At 75.1% G+C, this 14,436-nt stretch carries 14 protein-coding genes; 7 read left to right on the top strand and 7 right to left on the bottom strand.

Features of this window, described 5'->3' with window-relative positions; translation table 11 throughout:
* Window positions 1-24 precede the first annotated feature (24 nt).
* On the top strand, window positions 25-633 hold the full coding sequence (dhaL, locus tag ACZ63H_RS14320; RefSeq protein WP_469864727.1) for a dihydroxyacetone kinase subunit DhaL: 609 nt from the start codon (window positions 25-27) through the stop codon (window positions 631-633).
* Window positions 626-1,036 carry a PTS sugar transporter subunit IIA domain-containing protein gene (locus tag ACZ63H_RS14315; protein WP_469864726.1) on the top strand — a complete coding sequence of 137 codons (411 nt, stop codon included), beginning with the start codon at window positions 626-628 and terminating at the stop codon, window positions 1,034-1,036. Before dhaL ends, ACZ63H_RS14315 begins: the two co-directional genes overlap by 8 nt.
* 241 nt (window positions 1,037-1,277) lie before the next feature.
* Here ACZ63H_RS14315 and ACZ63H_RS14310 read toward each other — a convergent pair whose 3' ends face one another.
* A complete protein-coding gene (locus tag ACZ63H_RS14310) occupies window positions 1,278-2,138 on the bottom strand; it encodes a glycoside hydrolase family 75 protein (protein WP_469864724.1) in 861 nt (286 codons plus the stop codon).
* A gap of 458 nt (window positions 2,139-2,596) precedes the next feature.
* On the opposite strand from ACZ63H_RS14310, the gene ACZ63H_RS14305 reads away from it, so the two are divergent.
* A complete protein-coding gene (locus tag ACZ63H_RS14305; protein ID WP_469864722.1) occupies window positions 2,597-3,568 on the top strand; it encodes a fibronectin type III domain-containing protein in 972 nt (323 codons plus the stop codon).
* A 222-nt stretch (window positions 3,569-3,790) separates the two neighbouring features.
* A complete protein-coding gene (locus ACZ63H_RS14300; protein WP_469864720.1) occupies window positions 3,791-4,363 on the top strand; it encodes a hypothetical protein in 573 nt (190 codons plus the stop codon).
* A 94-nt stretch (window positions 4,364-4,457) separates the two neighbouring features.
* Here ACZ63H_RS14300 and ACZ63H_RS14295 read toward each other — a convergent pair whose 3' ends face one another.
* On the bottom strand, window positions 4,458-5,036 hold the full coding sequence (locus ACZ63H_RS14295) for a PadR family transcriptional regulator (RefSeq protein ID WP_469864718.1): 579 nt from the start codon (window positions 5,034-5,036) through the stop codon (window positions 4,458-4,460).
* Between the two features lie 31 nt (window positions 5,037-5,067).
* Window positions 5,068-7,083, bottom strand: a complete 2,016-nt coding sequence (locus tag ACZ63H_RS14290) for an oxidoreductase (RefSeq protein ID WP_469864716.1) — start codon at window positions 7,081-7,083, stop codon at window positions 5,068-5,070.
* 146 nt (window positions 7,084-7,229) lie between these two features.
* On the opposite strand from ACZ63H_RS14290, the gene ACZ63H_RS14285 reads away from it, so the two are divergent.
* Window positions 7,230-7,646 carry a tautomerase family protein gene (locus ACZ63H_RS14285; protein WP_469864714.1) on the top strand — a complete coding sequence of 139 codons (417 nt, stop codon included), beginning with the start codon at window positions 7,230-7,232 and terminating at the stop codon, window positions 7,644-7,646.
* A 1-nt stretch (window position 7,647) separates the two neighbouring features.
* Here ACZ63H_RS14285 and ACZ63H_RS14280 read toward each other — a convergent pair whose 3' ends face one another.
* Together ACZ63H_RS14280 and ACZ63H_RS14275 are read right to left on the bottom strand one after the other, a co-directional pair.
* Window positions 7,648-8,019 (bottom strand): hypothetical protein, encoded by a 372-nt coding sequence (locus ACZ63H_RS14280; protein ID WP_469864712.1) that lies wholly within the window; start codon window positions 8,017-8,019, stop codon window positions 7,648-7,650.
* Window positions 8,020-8,138: 119 nt separating this feature from the next.
* Window positions 8,139-9,020, bottom strand: a complete 882-nt coding sequence (locus ACZ63H_RS14275; protein WP_469864710.1) for a hypothetical protein — start codon at window positions 9,018-9,020, stop codon at window positions 8,139-8,141.
* 319 nt (window positions 9,021-9,339) lie between these two features.
* On the opposite strand from ACZ63H_RS14275, the gene ACZ63H_RS14270 reads away from it, so the two are divergent.
* The gene (locus ACZ63H_RS14270) at window positions 9,340-11,418 is read left to right on the top strand and encodes a SpoIIE family protein phosphatase (RefSeq protein ID WP_469864709.1); all 2,079 of its coding nucleotides are present in this window, start codon (window positions 9,340-9,342) and stop codon (window positions 11,416-11,418) included.
* A gap of 42 nt (window positions 11,419-11,460) precedes the next feature.
* Here ACZ63H_RS14270 and ACZ63H_RS14265 read toward each other — a convergent pair whose 3' ends face one another.
* Window positions 11,461-12,288 (bottom strand): putative protein N(5)-glutamine methyltransferase, encoded by an 828-nt coding sequence (locus ACZ63H_RS14265; protein WP_469864707.1) that lies wholly within the window; start codon window positions 12,286-12,288, stop codon window positions 11,461-11,463.
* Window positions 12,289-12,497: 209 nt separating this feature from the next.
* Window positions 12,498-13,634, bottom strand: coding sequence for an ABC-2 transporter permease (locus ACZ63H_RS14260; RefSeq protein WP_469864705.1), 1,137 nt, complete (start codon window positions 13,632-13,634; stop codon window positions 12,498-12,500).
* Window positions 13,635-13,760: 126 nt separating this feature from the next.
* Here ACZ63H_RS14260 and ACZ63H_RS14255 point away from each other — a divergent pair, with 126 nt between their 5' ends.
* Window positions 13,761-14,159, top strand: coding sequence for a MarR family winged helix-turn-helix transcriptional regulator (locus ACZ63H_RS14255; RefSeq protein WP_469864898.1), 399 nt, complete (start codon window positions 13,761-13,763; stop codon window positions 14,157-14,159).
* Window positions 14,160-14,436: the final 277 nt, after the last annotated feature.

Here is a 14,436-nt window from a genome sequence, read left to right as displayed (position 1 = left end):
GGCCCTGCCACCCAAGGAGTCACAGTGCTCGACGCCGATTTCTTCCGCCGTTGGATGACGACGGTGGCCGCGTCCGTCGGCCGGGAGGCCGAGCGGCTCACCGCCCTCGACTCCGCCATCGGGGACGCCGACCACGGCAGCAATCTGCAACGCGGGTTCACGGCCGTGGCGACGGCCCTGGAGAAGGAGACGCCGGACACCCCGGGCGGCGTCCTGATACTCGCCGGGGGGCAGTTGATCTCGACGGTCGGGGGTGCGTCCGGTCCGCTGTACGGCACCCTGCTGCGCCGGACCGGCAAGGCGCTCGGCGACGCCGCCGAGGTCGGCGAGGCCCAGCTGGCGGAGGCGCTGCGGGCGGGCGTGGAGGGGGTGCGGGCGCTCGGCGGGGCGGCGCCCGGCGACAAGACCATGATCGACGCCCTGGTGCCGGCCGTGGACGCGCTCGGGACGGGGTTCGCCGCCGCGCGGGCCGCCGCGGAGGAGGGCGCGGCGGCCACCATACCGTTGCGGGCCCGCAAGGGCCGGGCGAGTTACCTGGGCGAGCGCAGCATCGGCCACCAGGACCCGGGGGCGACCTCGTCGGCGCTGCTGATCGCCGCGCTGGCCGAGACGGCGGAGGCAGACGGTGAGTGAGGGCAATCCGGTCGGGATCGTGCTGGTGTCGCACAGCGCCCAGGTGGCCGCGTCCGTCGCCGAGCTGGCGAAGGGCCTGGCGGGCGGGGCGTCCGGAGTGCCGGTGGCGGCGGCGGGCGGCACCGAGGGCGGCGGGCTCGGCACCAGCGCCGCGCTGATCTCCGCCGCGGCGGCCTCGGTGGACCGGGGGGCCGGCGTGGCGGTGCTGACCGACCTGGGCAGCGCGGTGCTCACGGTGAAGGCGCTGCTCGCCGAGGGCGACGAACTGCCGGACGGCACCCGCCTGGTGGACGCGCCGTTCGTCGAGGGCGCGGTGGCCGCGGTGGTCACCGCCGCCGCGGGCGCCGACCTCGACGCGGTGGAGGCCGCGGCGGAGGAGGCCTACGACTATCGCAAGGTGTGACCGCCATCGGGAGAGGTGACGGGTCGAACGGTGTGACCGCCGCCGGGAGAGGTGACGGCATCGTGGGGGACGCGGCAACCGGACGGTGGTGACGGCCGCCGGAAGGGCCACCGGAAGGGCCGCCGGGAGCCGGCGGGTGCGACGAGGGCGACGAGGGCCTGCGCGCGTGCGACGGCGGCCGGCGGGTGTGACGGGGCCCGCCCGGCAGGGAGGGCGGCGGCCTCCGTGCGGTGCGGGCCCGTCAGCGGCGGGCGAGGAAGCGTCTGGCCAGCCGCTCCCCCTCCGTCACCGCCGCCGCGCGGTCCTCCGCGGCGCTGATCCGGGAGTCCCGGAAGACGATGTAGGTCACCCCGGAGGACACCCCGCCGGAGCGCGGGTCGGGCCGGATGCCGAGGGCGCGCGCGGTGGCGTAGGAGGCCTCGCCGATGAGGTCGCGCGGCCCGGTGTCGCCCACGACGGCGTAGCGCACCCGGTCCCGGTAGACGACGGCGGCGACCGAGCCGCCGCGCACGCCGGACCTGCGGTGGTCCCAGCGGCGGCTGGGCGCCGGGACGACGATGTAGGGCAGGGTCTCGGCGTTCAGCCGCCGGCCGTCGGACCCGAGGACCGCGGTGGCGGGGGCGAACACCGGGTCGGTGCGGCGGTTGCAGCGGGCGGTGGGCCGGCCGTCGCAGTCGACGTCCAGGTCGGCCTTCCAGAAGACGGCGTCCCGGGTGCCGCAGACGGGGACGGTCGCGGGGCGGCCCGCGTCGGTGCGGTACCGGCCCCGGGACACCCGGGCGCACGCGTCGGTCCGGGCCAGCAGGCGGGCGGCGGTCACCTCGTCCTCGTCGCGGGTCGCCTTCCGGTGACGGGCCGCGCCCCCGTCGGGGGCCGCGCCGCGGTCGCGGACCACCACGTCGTCGCGGACCACACCGCCGCCGCGGGTCGCACGGCTCGCACGGCCCGTGTCCCGCCCGGGAAACGCGGCCGCACCGGGGGCCGCGCCCTCGCCGCGGGCCGCGGGCCGCCCGGCGGGCGGGACGGCGGTGGCCGGGGCGGGCAGCGCCGGGGCGAGCAGGGCGGCGCCGGCCGCGGCCAGCGTCAGCGACGGGACACGCACGATGGGGGAACCTTTCGCCGGGGACACAAAGGCGCGCGCCCAACCCACTGTCCGTGGCGCTGGACGCCGACCCCACTGTGATGTGATCTTGGGCCCTCGGCCACGGGGTGCGCCGCGAAGGGGCCGGATGGAGCACGCGGCTGACACCCTGTGAGGGGACGGGCGGGCGGCGCCGTCCGGGAGTTCGGGAGGGACAACAGGGGCCGGGGATCCGGACCGGGTGGAGGTTCCGGATCCCCCGGCCACCCGCGCCGGCGCGGGATCGGCGACGACAGCGTGTCCGCGCCACAGGCGTGAACTCCCCTGCCATCGCGGGCAGTTCAGCCGTAGGGAGCTTCAGCATACGTAATCCGGGCGGAGGGTCGCCAACGCGGCCCCCTTGCTGCGGCCACACCGGTCGGGCCAATATTGGTCCGGACCTTTACGTGATGCCGAGGACGTCCGGGGAGGGCGGTGCCGTGCGACGCGTTCCCTTTCCGCTTGCGGTGGTCTGCGGGGCCGTGCTGCTGGTCGCGTCCTGCGGCTGGAACGGGGCGGACGACGGCGACGGCCGGATACCGGGCGCTCCCGTCGGGATCACCGCCGCGGCGGGCAGCGCCACGAGCGTGCACGTGATGTGGAACGCGGCCCCCGCCAGTGCGGGGGTCCGCACCTACGAGGTATATCGGGGCACCACGAAGGTGGCCGAGGTTCCGGGCGCACAGCACATGGTGGACGTCACCAGGCTCAGGCCGTCCACCATGTACGCCTTCACCGTGCGGGCCCGGGACACCGATGGCCGGCTCGGTCCGCCGAGCCGATCGGTGCGGGCACGGACTCCGGCCGTGACGGCCGCGGACCGCTCGGCTCCGAGCCGGCCGGGGCCGACCGCCGGACGGGCCGTGGGCAGCCGGGCCGTCCAGCTGTCCTGGGGCGCCTCCCGGGACGACCGGGGCGTGTCGTCGTACGACGTCTACCAGGGCGGTGTGAAGATCCACAGCGTCGGCGGGAACCAGACCGCCGCCGTCGTCACGGGCCTGCGGCCCGGCACCGCCTACGTCTTCACGGTGCGGGCCCGGGACGCCGCCGACAACCTCTCCCCCGCCGGCCCACCGGCCCGTCTGACCACGCCGGGCGAGGACGACGGCCGGGACACCGCGCCCACCGCCTTCACCGCCGCGACCCACCGCGCGGACGGCGCCTACTACCTCGACCTCGCCTGGGACCCGCCGCGCACGGACGGGGTGATCACCGAGTACCAGATCCGGCTGGACGGCACCGCGGCCACCTCGCTGGTCTGGGGCGGCACCCCGCCGCGCGGCCGGGCGCACCACAGCTTCTACGTCGGCACCGCCGCCGGCGAGGAACACCGGGTGCGGCTGCGGGCCCGGCTGCCCGACGGCACCTGGGGCGGCTGGTCGCCGGAGCGGACGGTGACCACGGGCGCCTGACGAGCCCCCGGACCGGCACCTCGGGCCGACACCCGCCACGCCCCCGGCCACCCCCGGTGCCCCCGGAACTCCGCGACGGCCATACGGCCGTCACCTGATCGGGCCGCCCCGGGTGCGGGCGTGCCCGGCGGGGCGTTGGCTGCGGTTGAGGCAGCACGGGCGCTTCCCGACCCCCGGCGGCGCATGGGACGTACCGCCGACCGTGCCGCCGGAGGCCCGTCCATGGACATCTCGCGACTCCTGCTCCGCTCCGGCCCGACCCTGGCGGCCGCCGCCGCGCTCCCGGCCGCGCTCGCCGGACCGACCGCCGCGGCCTCGGGCATCTCGGTCAGCACCACCGGCTCCACGGTCTCGGTGGTCACCAGCGCGTGCACCCAGATCAACGGCAGCTGGGGCACCGCGGCCCTGCTCACCAGCCGCCAGGCGAACTTCTCGCAGGGCCGGCAGGTGGCCCTGTCCGGCACGTCCGTCAGCCAGTCCGCGGCCTGGACGGGGGTCAGCCCCGGGACCTACACCGTGGTCGTGCTCTGCTCCAGCGGCGCCACCGCGGGCAGCCAGTCGGTGATCGTCTCCGCGGCGGCCGTCCCGACCCGGCCCGCGCCGGCCGTCCCGACCCGGCCGACGATCTCGGCGACCACCAGCCCGGCACCGTCCCGGGGCGTGATGGGCGGCCTCGGCGGCGCCGCCCGCGACTACGGCCCGCTGACCCTCGGCGTCGGCGCGGCCCTGGTCGGCGCCGGGGTCGTCGCCACCGGCTGGGTCCTGCGCCGCCGCTCCGGGCCGTACCGGCTCTGAGGGGGCGGCGCCGGGAGGCGTTCCCGCACCAGGGCACCGCCCGCACCGCTCCACCGGCCGTCCGGACAGCCGTGCCCGGCGCCGCGCGGAGCCGTCACCGCGCCCCGTCGGCTCCCCCGGCCCGCTCCCGCCCCTCCCCCGGCAGTTCGGCGAACTCCGCCAGGGCGTGGGTGAGCCACCGGGTCCAGAAGGTCTCCAGGTCGATCCCGGCCCGCAGGACCAGATGGCGCAGCCGGTCCTGCGGGGCGTTCCGGCCCGGCGGGAAGTCGCGCTCCTCGATCTCCCGGTACTCCGCCAGCTGCCGCCGGTGCAGCTCCAGGTGGCGGCGCAGGTCGGCCTCCAGGCCCGCGGTGCCGACCACGGCCGCCGCGCGCAGCCGCAGCAGCAGCACGTCCCGCTGCGGCTTGGGGTCCTGCGCGGCGGCGGTCCAGCGGGCCAGTTCGGACCGGCCCGCGGGCAGCACCTCGTAGCGCTTCTTCTGCCCGCGGGCCGGCTGCTCGGCCGGCAGCGCGCGGATGAGCCCCTCGGCCTCCAGTTTTCCCAGCTCGCGATAGATCTGCTGGTGCGTCGCGGACCAGAAGTAGCCGATCGACTTGTCGAACCGGCGGGTCAGGTCCAGTCCCGACGACGGCTTTTCCAGCAGGGCGGTGAGGATCGCGTGCGGGAGTGACATGGGCTCATCCTAGGGAGGGACGCCCCGGCCCCTACAGGGCCGCCGCCAGCTCCGTGCCCTGCTTGATCGCCCGCTTGGCGTCCAGCTCGGCGGCCACGTCGGCGCCCCCGATCAGATGCGCGCTGCGGCCGGCGGCGAGCAGCGCCTCGTACAGGTCGCGGCGCGGCTCCTGGCCGGTGCACAGCACCACCGTGTCGACCTCCAGGACCGTGCTCTCCTCGCCGACGGTGATGTGCAGGCCGGCGTCGTCGATCCGGTCGTAGCGCACCCCCGGCACCATGGTCACGCCCCGGTGCTTCAGCTCCGTGCGGTGGATCCAGCCGGTGGTCTTGCCGAGGCCGGCGCCGACCTTGGTGGTCTTGCGCTGGAGCAGGTGGACCTGGCGGGGCGGGGCGGGCCGCTCGGGGGCGGCGAGGCCGCCGGGCTCCTGGTAGTCCGTGTCGACGCCCCAGTGGCGGAAGTAGGTCTCCGGGTCCTCGCTCGCCTTGTCGCCGCCGTCGGTGAGGTACTCGGCGACGTCGAAGCCGATGCCGCCGGCGCCGAGGACGGCGACGCGGTCGCCGACGGGGGCGCCGTCGCGGAGGACGTCGAGGTAGCCGAGGACGCGGGGGTGGTCGACGCCGGGTATCTCCGGGGTGCGCGGGGTGACGCCGGTGGCGACGACGACCTCGTCGAAGCCGTCCAGGTCGGCGGCCTCCACCCAGGTGTCCAGGCGGACGTCGACGCCGTGCGCGTCGAGCTGGTGGCGGAAATAGCGCAGCGTCTCGTCGAACTCCTGCTTGCCGGGGACCTTGCGGGCGACGTTGAGCTGTCCGCCGATCTCGCCGGCCGCGTCGAAGAGGGTCACGTGGTGGCCGCGTTCGGCGGCGGAGACCGCGCAGGCGAGGCCGGCCGGACCGGCGCCGACGACGGCGACGCGCTTCTTCAGCCGGGTCGGCGCGAGGACCAGCTCGGTCTCGTGGCAGGCGCGCGGGTTGACCAGGCAGGAGGTGATCTGCCCGCTGAAGGTGTGGTCGAGGCAGGCCTGGTTGCAGCCGATGCAGGTGTTGATGGCCTCCGGGGTGCCGGCGGCGGCCTTGGCGACGAAGTCGGGGTCGGCGAGCATCGGGCGGGCCATGGAGACCATGTCCGCGCAGCCGCCGGCCAGCAGTTCCTCGGCGAGTTCGGGGGTGTTGATGCGGTTGGTGGTCACCAGGGGTACGGAGACCTCGCCCATGAGCCTCTTGGTGACCCAGGTGTAGGCGCCGCGCGGCACGGAGGTGGCGATGGTGGGGATGCGGGCCTCGTGCCAGCCGATGCCGGTGTTGATGATCGTCGCCCCGGCCGCCTCGACGGCCTTGCCGAGCGTGATCACCTCCGCCAGGGAGGAGCCGCCCGGGACCAGGTCCAGCATGGACAGCCGGTAGATGACGATGAAGTCCTCGCCCACGGCCTCGCGGACCCGCTTGACGATCTCGACGGGGAAGCGCGTCCGGTTCTCGTAGGATCCGCCCCAGCGGTCGGTGCGCCGGTTGGTCCGCGCGGCGATGAACTCGTTGACGAGGTAGCCCTCGGAGCCCATGATCTCGACGCCGTCGTAGCCGGCCCGCCGGGCGAGGCGGGCGGCGCGGGCGTAGTCGTCGATGGTGCGCTCGATGTCGGCGTCGGTCAGCTCGCGCGGCGGGAAGGGGCTGATCGGCGCCTGGAGGGGGCTGGGCGCGACGAGGTCGCGGTGGTAGGCGTACCGGCCGAAGTGCAGGATCTGCATCGCGATCCGGCCGCCCTCGCGGTGCACGGCCTCGGTGACGACCCGGTGCCGCTCGGCCTCCTCCTCGGTGGTGAGCTTGGCCCCGCCCTCGTACGGCCGCCCCTCCTCGTTGGGCGCGATGCCGCCGGTGACGATGAGCCCCACGCCGCCGCGCGCGCGGGCCGCGTAGAACGCCGCCATCCGCTCGAAGCCGCCCTCCGCCTCCTCCAGGCCGACGTGCATGGAGCCCATCAGCACGCGGTTGGGCAGGGTGGTGAAGCCCAGGTCGAGCGGGGTCAGCAGATGCGGGTAACGGCTCATCGGGCCCTCCGTACGCGGTGTCGTCGTCTCTTGTTGTAGAGGAACCCGGAGGCTTTTTGCAACTAGTTGCATAACCGGCCACTCGTGTACCTACTAGTATGTACACGCAGGTGTGACCGATCCACCGCCCGAAAGGACGCCCCGCCATGCCCTTCGTCCGCATCGACACGCTCGGCACCGACCCCGCCCGCCTCGACGCGCTCGGCCAGGCCGTCCAGGACGCCCTGGTGGAGACGCTCGGGGTGCCGCCGGAGGACCGCTTCCAGGTGCTGTGCGGCCACGACGGGGTCGGCAGCACCCTGCGCTACGGCGACTACCCGGGCGTCCCGCGGGACGACTCGGCCGTCTTCGTCGCGATCACCCTGCGGGCCGGCCGGGACGCGGACCGCAAGCGCGCGGTGTACCGGCGGATCGCCGAACTGGTGCACGAGCGCACCGGCACCGACCCGCGCAACGTGCTGATCTCCCTGACCGAGAACGGCGACGCCGACTGGTCCTTCGGGTACGGCCTGGCACAGTACGCCCCGGCCGGGCAAGGACCGGCCGGGGCGTCACCGCGCTGACTCAGCGGCTCTCCAGGCGCAGGTGCAGGTCCCGCTCCTGGTCGCCGGAGGCCGTGCAGGTCTCCTGCACGGTGAACATCGCGTCGAGGGTGGTGCGGAACCGGTCGACGGCCCAGTAGCCGCCCTGGACGTCCGCCTGGACGGGCTCACCGAGCCGGACCGGCGGGCAACCGCCGCTACGCGCCTCCGTGACGTCGTAGGTGCCGAGCCACACCATCGGCCGGGTCTCGTGGAGCTGCTGGGGCTCCTCGTCCTCCCCCCGGTCCGAGGCGAAGCAGGACCTGAGCGCGTCGAATACGAGGCGGGCGTCCTCCTTGGATCCGCTGAGTTCCACCGTGACGGTTTCGGAATGCGACCGCTCCGTGTCTGCCATGAGCGCTCCTTTCGTGGCCGTGCCGCGATGGAACGGAGTACCCCGCCGAACCGCGTCCATTACCAGCAAAGCACCCCTGAGCGTCGCGCACACCTCGGCCGGAGCGGGGAAACCCCGCGTCAGCCGCGGGTGAACCTGTACGTCTTGCTGTCCGTGAGCGCGCAGAAGCCGGGCGAGACGACGATCACGCGCAGGATGCCGCTGCGGCGGTCGTAGTCGATGCCCTCCGCCTCGAAGGAGCCCCGGCAGGAGCTGCGCAGCGGCAGCTGCCGCTCCGCCGTGACGTGCCCGGTGACGTCGGCGGTCCCGTCCGGCGGGGCGGAGAGGTCGATCCGCAGGAGGGGCTTGGTGAGGCCGAAGAGGCTGCCCTCGGGGTCGTCGGAGGAGCACAGCAGGGTGGTGGGACCGGCGAAGTCGCAGCCCTGGACGTCCCGGACGGCGTGGTCCAGGCGGACGGCGGAGACCTGCGGGAGGTCCGCGGCGGGCGAGGTGGCCGGGTTGGCCCCCGGGGCCGGGAAGACCAGCAGGCGGGTCATGGTGCCCCACTCGCCGGACAGCATCCACCGCCCGTCGGGCGAGACGGCGGCCCAGGAGTTGTTCAGCGCCTCGCCCGGGCCGAGCGTGTGCACGTACTCCGCCCAGGCGCCGCCGGGCGCCCGCACCCGGAACATCTTCGAGTTGCCGGTGTCCCGCTGGTAGGGCTCGATGTAGAAGCCGTCGTACGAGGCGTCGGGGTCGCCGACGTGGTTCCAGCCGCGTGCGGCGACGTCGAGCGGGACGGTGCCGACGCCGGTGTAGCGGTTCGGGCTGTTCGCCGGGACCTCGACCGAGGTCAGGCCCTGGCTCTCGGTCAGCGGGTCGGCGCGGTCGGAGCCGGTCTCGACCCAGCCGCCGGCCGCGGCGGCGGACCCGGGCGCGGCGAGGGACACGACGGCGGCGGTGGCGAGGGTGACGAGTCCGGCGAGGACTGCGTGACGGCGTTGCCGGGCGGACGCGGGCATGTCCGGCTCCTCGGGCGGGCGGCGGGGGCACTCGGTCGGCGGACAGTCTGGCGTGGCGCGTAAGTCATGTACAGACCAACAACGGAACATGAGCGTGAACTCTCACGGCCCGCGGGACCGCGCGGTACGGTCCCGGCGGGGGTTCCGCGTCGCGCGCACCACCGGCGCGACGGCTCGGGCGGACGTCCGGCGCCGTGTTGAGGGATGGTGGAGGGAGTAACGGCATCGGCGGCGGAGAGTCGGGTGTGAGCGCGGTAGAACGAGGGCAGTCGGCACGGGGCACGGCGGGCCGTGCGGACGGGCGAAGGCGGTGCGTGGCATGAGTGCAGCCGAGGCTCCGGTGACGCGAAGCGGCGAGCCCGCGCGCGGGCCGGTCCCGCCGGGCGGCCTGCTGGACGTGCTGGGCGTGGCGTCGGTGGTGCTGGACACCGACGGCCGGATCGTGCTGTGGAGCCCGCAGGCGGCGGAGCTGTTCGGGTACACGGCCGAGGAGGCCCTCGGCCAGTACGCCGCCCGGCTGATGGTCCACGAACAGCACAGCCGGCTGGTAGGCCAGCTGTTCGCCGACGTGATGCGCACCGGGCAGAGCTGGGCGGGCGGCTTCCCGGTCCGGCACAAGGACGGCAGCACCCGGCTGGTGGAGTTCCGCAACATGCGGCTGCTGGACGACCGCGGGGACGTCTACGCGCTCGGGCTGGCCGCCGACCAGTCGACGGTACGGCGGCTGGAGCAGGACGTGGCGCTGTCCGAGCGGATGGTGAAGCAGTCCCCGATCGGTTACGCCGTGCTGGACACCGATCTGCGGTTCGTCTCCGTCAACCCGGCCCTGGAGCGGATCAACGGCATGCCGGCCGCCGAGCACGTGGGCCGGACACTGCCGGAGGTGCTGCCGCTGCTGAACGCCCGCGAGCTGGAGGCCGTGGCCCGGCGGGTGCTGGAGACGGGTGTGCCGCTGATCGACGACACGCTGGTCGGCCGCACCCCGGCCGACCCGGACGAGGACCACACCTGGTCGCACTCGCTGTACCGGCTGGAGGACACCCTGGGGCACGTGCTCGGGGTGGCCGTCTCGCTGGTCGACATCACCGAGCAGCACCGGGCCGAGGTGGAGGCGGAGACCGCGCGGCGCCGGCTCGCGGTCATCGCCGACGCCTCCGCCCGGATCGGCACCACGCTGGAGCTGGAGCGCACCGCCTGCGAGCTGGCCGAGGTCGCGGTGCCCGAGCTGGCGGACGTGGCGGCGGTGGACCTGCTGGACGCGGTGGTCGAGGGCCGGCCCAGCGCGCTGGGGCCCTCGGAGTCCGCGGTGATCCGGGCGCTGGCCGTGCGCCCCGCGGAGGGCAGCGACGCGGTCCGGGCCGCCGACCCGCCCGGCCAGATCGCCCGGTACGGGCCGGACCGGCTGGTCACCGAGTGCGTGCGCACCGGCGAGGCGGTGCTGGTGCCGCGGGTCAAGGACGAGGACCTGCCGCTGATCGCCCGCTCCGCCGAGGCGGCCGTGCTGCTCGGCCGGGCGGGCCTGCACTCGTACCTGGCGGTGCCGCTGATCGCGCGCGGCGAGGTGCTGGGCGCGCTGGACCTCAAGCGGACCCGCAATCCGGCGCCGTTCGACGAGGACGACGTCCTGCTGGCACGGGAGCTGGCGGCCCGCGCGGCCGTGCAGATCGACAACGCCCGCTGGTACCAGAACGCCCGCAACACCGCGCTCACCCTCCAGCGCAGCCTGCTGCCCAGCCATCCGCCGGTCACCACCGCCCTGGAGGTGGCCTCCCGCTACCAGCCGGCCGGCGCCACCAGCGAGGTGGGCGGCGACTGGTTCGACGTCATCCCGCTGGAGGGCGGCGAGACCGCGCTGGTCGTGGGCGATGTGATGGGCAGCGGGGTCAGCGCCGCCGCCACGATGGGCCGGCTGCGCACCGCGACCACCACCCTGGCCGCGCTCGACCTCGACCCGGCCCGGCTGCTGGAGCACCTGGACAAGACGACGTCGGGCCTGGACCACTCCATCGCGACCTGTGTCTACGCCGTCCACGACCCGCGGCTGCGCCAGTGCCGGATCGCCAACGCGGGCCATCTGCCGCCGGTCCGGATCCGGCCCGGCCGCCCGCCGGAGCTGCTCGACCTGCCGACCGGGGTGCCGCTCGGGGTGGGCGGGGTCGGCTTCTCCACCGTCATCGTCGATTTCGAGCCCGGCGACGAGCTGGTGTTCTACACCGACGGGCTGGTGGAGACCCGCTCCCACTCGCTGGACGAACGGCTCGCCCTGCTGCTGACCCTGCTCGACGACCCCGCCCGCCCGCTGGAGGAGACCTGCGACCACCTCCTGCGCGCCCTCCGCCACCCGGACAACCACGACGACGTGGCCCTGCTCATCGCCCGGGCACAGGAGCTGCCGTAGCAGGGGGGTTCGGGACCCGGCCGCTCGGGCGGGGGTGCGCCGCTAGGGCCTGTGGGGCATTCCCCGGGCGGCCTCGGGGACCCGCGTTCCGACGACCACATGCGCGAACCGGTCCTCGTCGACCGCCAGACGGGCGGTCAGGCCCGCGTCGGCGAGGACCCGCACGGCGGCCGGTGCCTGCCGTTCGCTGGTCTCGGTCAGCAGGCAGCCGCCGGGGGCGAGCCATGCGCAGGCCCCGGCGGCCACCCGGCGCAGCACGTCGAGCCCGTCGGTTCCGCCGTCCAGGGCGACCAGCGGTTCGTGGTCGCGGGCCTCCGCGGGCAGCAGGGCCACCTCGGAGGTGGGGACGTAGGGCACGTTGGCCGTCAGCAGGCCCACCCGGCCCCGCAGGCCGGCGGGCAGGGCGTCGTAGAGGTCGCCCTGATGGGCCCGGCCGCCGAAGGGGGCGAGGTTGCGGCGGGCGCAGCGCACGGCGGCCGGGTCGATGTCGGCGGCGTGCACCTCCGCCCCGCCCAGGGCCCGGGCGAGGACGGCGCCGAGCGCGCCGGAGCCACAGCACAGGTCCACGACGACGGTCGCGTCCGGCGCGGCGGCCAGGGCCTGGTCGGCCAGGAACTCGGTACGGCGGCGGGGCACGAACACCCCCGGTTCCACGGCGATGCGCAGCCCGTGGAACCCGGCCCAGCCGAGGACCTGTTCGAGCGGCAGCCCGGTGGCGCGCCGGTCCACCATGCGGGCCGCCTCCTCGGGGGTGCGGGCGGTGGCGAGGATCAACTCGGCCTCGTCCTCGGCGAAGACGCAGCCGGCGGCGCGCAGCGCGGCCGCGACGGCGGACGGGGTGGAGGGGACGAACGGAGCGGGTACGGGCATGGGAGCCGAAAGCCTTTCGGGAGCGCGAGACTCGAGGGCGCTCCCGCGGTCACCGCTACCGGCGTACCGCGCCGTCACGAGGAGAGAGCACCCCAGCCGACACAGCGGTAATGGGTCTCACCTCCTCGCGCTCGGGGCCGCGGGACTCCGCGGCCGGACGGCCACCTTACCCCACGGCCCTCGACGGCCCCCGGCCCACGGGGAGTTCGTCAGACGCCGACCGACTCCTCGACCTCTTCCTCGGCCTCTTCGTCGGCTTCCCGACCGGCTTCCCGCCCGGCCTCGTCCCGGGCGTGCCGCGGGCCCGTGCGCCCGGTCTCGGACCCGGCGTGCGCGGCACCGGCCTCGCCCCCGGTCCCGGCCCCGGGGCCGGCGGTTTCCCGGCGGGTCCGGACGGAGCGCTCGTACAGGGCGGCGACCGCGGTCACCACGATGCCGGCCAGCAGCCAGAGCACCAGGGTCCACACGTTCCGGGCGAGGCCGTCGTTCCCGAAGTACAGCAGGCCGCGGACGCCCTCGACGAAGCCGGCGCCGTTCCAGAAGGCGTGCAGGGTGCCGAAGAAGCCGTTCTGCAGCTCGGGCCGGAACAGGCCGCCGGAACTGGTGAAGTTCAGCATCACGAACAGCACCATCATGGCCAGCGTGGTCCACCGCTTCAGGAACGTGTGCAGGCCGACGCCGATGAGCAGGATGCCCGCCGAGTACACCCAGGCCATGCCCCACACGCCGGCGAGGTCGTGGTGGGCGAGGTGGAACACCGGCCCGGCGAGCAGCGCGCCGATGCCGCCGACCACCGCCGAGACGCCGAGGGCGAGCAGGGCGCGGACGCGCATGGCGAGGGCGGCGCCCGCGGCGCCGAGTGCGGCGACCGAGGCGTAGGAGCCGATGCTGACCGCGATCAGCAGGAAGAACAGGCCCTGCCCGGTGGGGTCGTCGGCGACCGGCCGGGCCACGTCGGTGACCTTCAGCGGCACGCCCTGCCGGGCGGCGACCGGGGTGAAGACCTTCTCCACGGCCGTGGCGCCCATGTCGGAGGCGGCGCTCGCCACCAGCAGCTCGGGGGCCTTGGCACTCGGCACGTAGGCGCCGGTCACGTCGCGGGACTCCAGCAGGCCGACCGCGGCGGCGCGGGTGGCGACCGTGCGCACGTCGAGCTTGTCCCCGGAGGTGTCCTTGACCGTCTGCGCGAAGACCTTGGCCTCGGGGGTGGTGCCGACGACGGCGACCGGCAGGTGGTGCGGTTCGGGGGTGACGAACGCCCCCATGTAGGCGAGCCCCATGCCTATGCACATCAGCAGCGGGGTGATCAGGTGCGTGAGCACGTGGCGCAGTGCCGGTGACCTCATCGCGCGCGAACCTCCAAAGGTTGGCTTATACAACTTTCACTCCAAGTTGTACTATACAACTAGAACTCAGGAGGAGGTATTTCCGTGAGCGCAGCGGAGTCGGCCGTCGAGACGATCCAGCGCGAGATGACCATCTTCGCCCGCCGGGCCCGCGCCTCGGCGGGCCGTATGCACCCCGAGCTGTCCCTGGTGTCGTACACCCTGCTCGGCCACCTGGAGGAGCGCGACGGCTGCCGGGCGACGGACCTGGCGGCCCATTACGCGCTGGACAAGTCCACGGTGAGCCGGCAGGTGGCGGCGCTGGAGCGGGCCGCGCTGATCGAGCGCCGGCTGGACCCGGAGGACCACCGGGTCCAGGTGCTGCACCTGACGGGGGCCGGCCGGGAGATCCTGGCCCAGGTCACCCGCAGCCGCCGGGCGGCCTTCCGGGCACGCCTCGCCGAGTGGCCGGAGGAGGACCTGGTGCGGTTCGCGGCGTACCTGGAGCGCTACAACTCGGGGCCGGCCGGCGCCGACGGGGAGTGAGGAGCGAGCGGGGCCCGGACGCCGGGCGGGCGCGACCGGTCCCGGACCGGCGGGACCCGGACGCCGGGCGAGGCGCCGCCGTCCCACCCCGACGGGACCCTCAGGCCCGCCGGGGTGCGCCCCGGCACCGGCCGGCGCCCTGACGCGCGCCGGGAAGGCCCGGCCGTACCGGGGAGGCGGGGGGGTGGAGGCCTCCCCCTGGCCCCCGGCCCCCCCCCGGCAGGAAGGAGGCTGGTTAGCCCTCTGGTGTCACTCGTCCTCCCCCCAGGGGATGAGC

Source organism: Streptomyces sp. NPDC104831, from assembly GCF_055583025.1.
This window is presented reverse-complemented; position numbering and strand designations above follow the sequence as displayed.

What these genes read in the sequence shown, in the direction of transcription:
- ACZ63H_RS14300 (WP_469864720.1), top strand. Translation starts at nt 3,791, where the DNA reads ATGGACATCTCGCGACTCCTGCTCCGCTCCGGCCCGACCCTGGCGGCC.
- ACZ63H_RS14295 (WP_469864718.1), bottom strand. Translation starts at nt 5,036, where the DNA reads ATGTCACTCCCGCACGCGATCCTCACCGCCCTGCTGGAAAAGCCGTCG.
- ACZ63H_RS14290 (WP_469864716.1), bottom strand. Translation starts at nt 7,083, where the DNA reads ATGAGCCGTTACCCGCATCTGCTGACCCCGCTCGACCTGGGCTTCACC.
- ACZ63H_RS14285 (WP_469864714.1), top strand. Translation starts at nt 7,230, where the DNA reads ATGCCCTTCGTCCGCATCGACACGCTCGGCACCGACCCCGCCCGCCTC.
- ACZ63H_RS14280 (WP_469864712.1), bottom strand. Translation starts at nt 8,019, where the DNA reads ATGGCAGACACGGAGCGGTCGCATTCCGAAACCGTCACGGTGGAACTC.
- ACZ63H_RS14275 (WP_469864710.1), bottom strand. Translation starts at nt 9,020, where the DNA reads ATGCCCGCGTCCGCCCGGCAACGCCGTCACGCAGTCCTCGCCGGACTC.
- ACZ63H_RS14270 (WP_469864709.1), top strand. Translation starts at nt 9,340, where the DNA reads ATGAGTGCAGCCGAGGCTCCGGTGACGCGAAGCGGCGAGCCCGCGCGC.
- ACZ63H_RS14265 (WP_469864707.1), bottom strand. Translation starts at nt 12,288, where the DNA reads ATGCCCGTACCCGCTCCGTTCGTCCCCTCCACCCCGTCCGCCGTCGCG.
- ACZ63H_RS14260 (WP_469864705.1), bottom strand. Translation starts at nt 13,634, where the DNA reads ATGAGGTCACCGGCACTGCGCCACGTGCTCACGCACCTGATCACCCCG.
- ACZ63H_RS14255 (WP_469864898.1), top strand. Translation starts at nt 13,761, where the DNA reads ATGACCATCTTCGCCCGCCGGGCCCGCGCCTCGGCGGGCCGTATGCAC.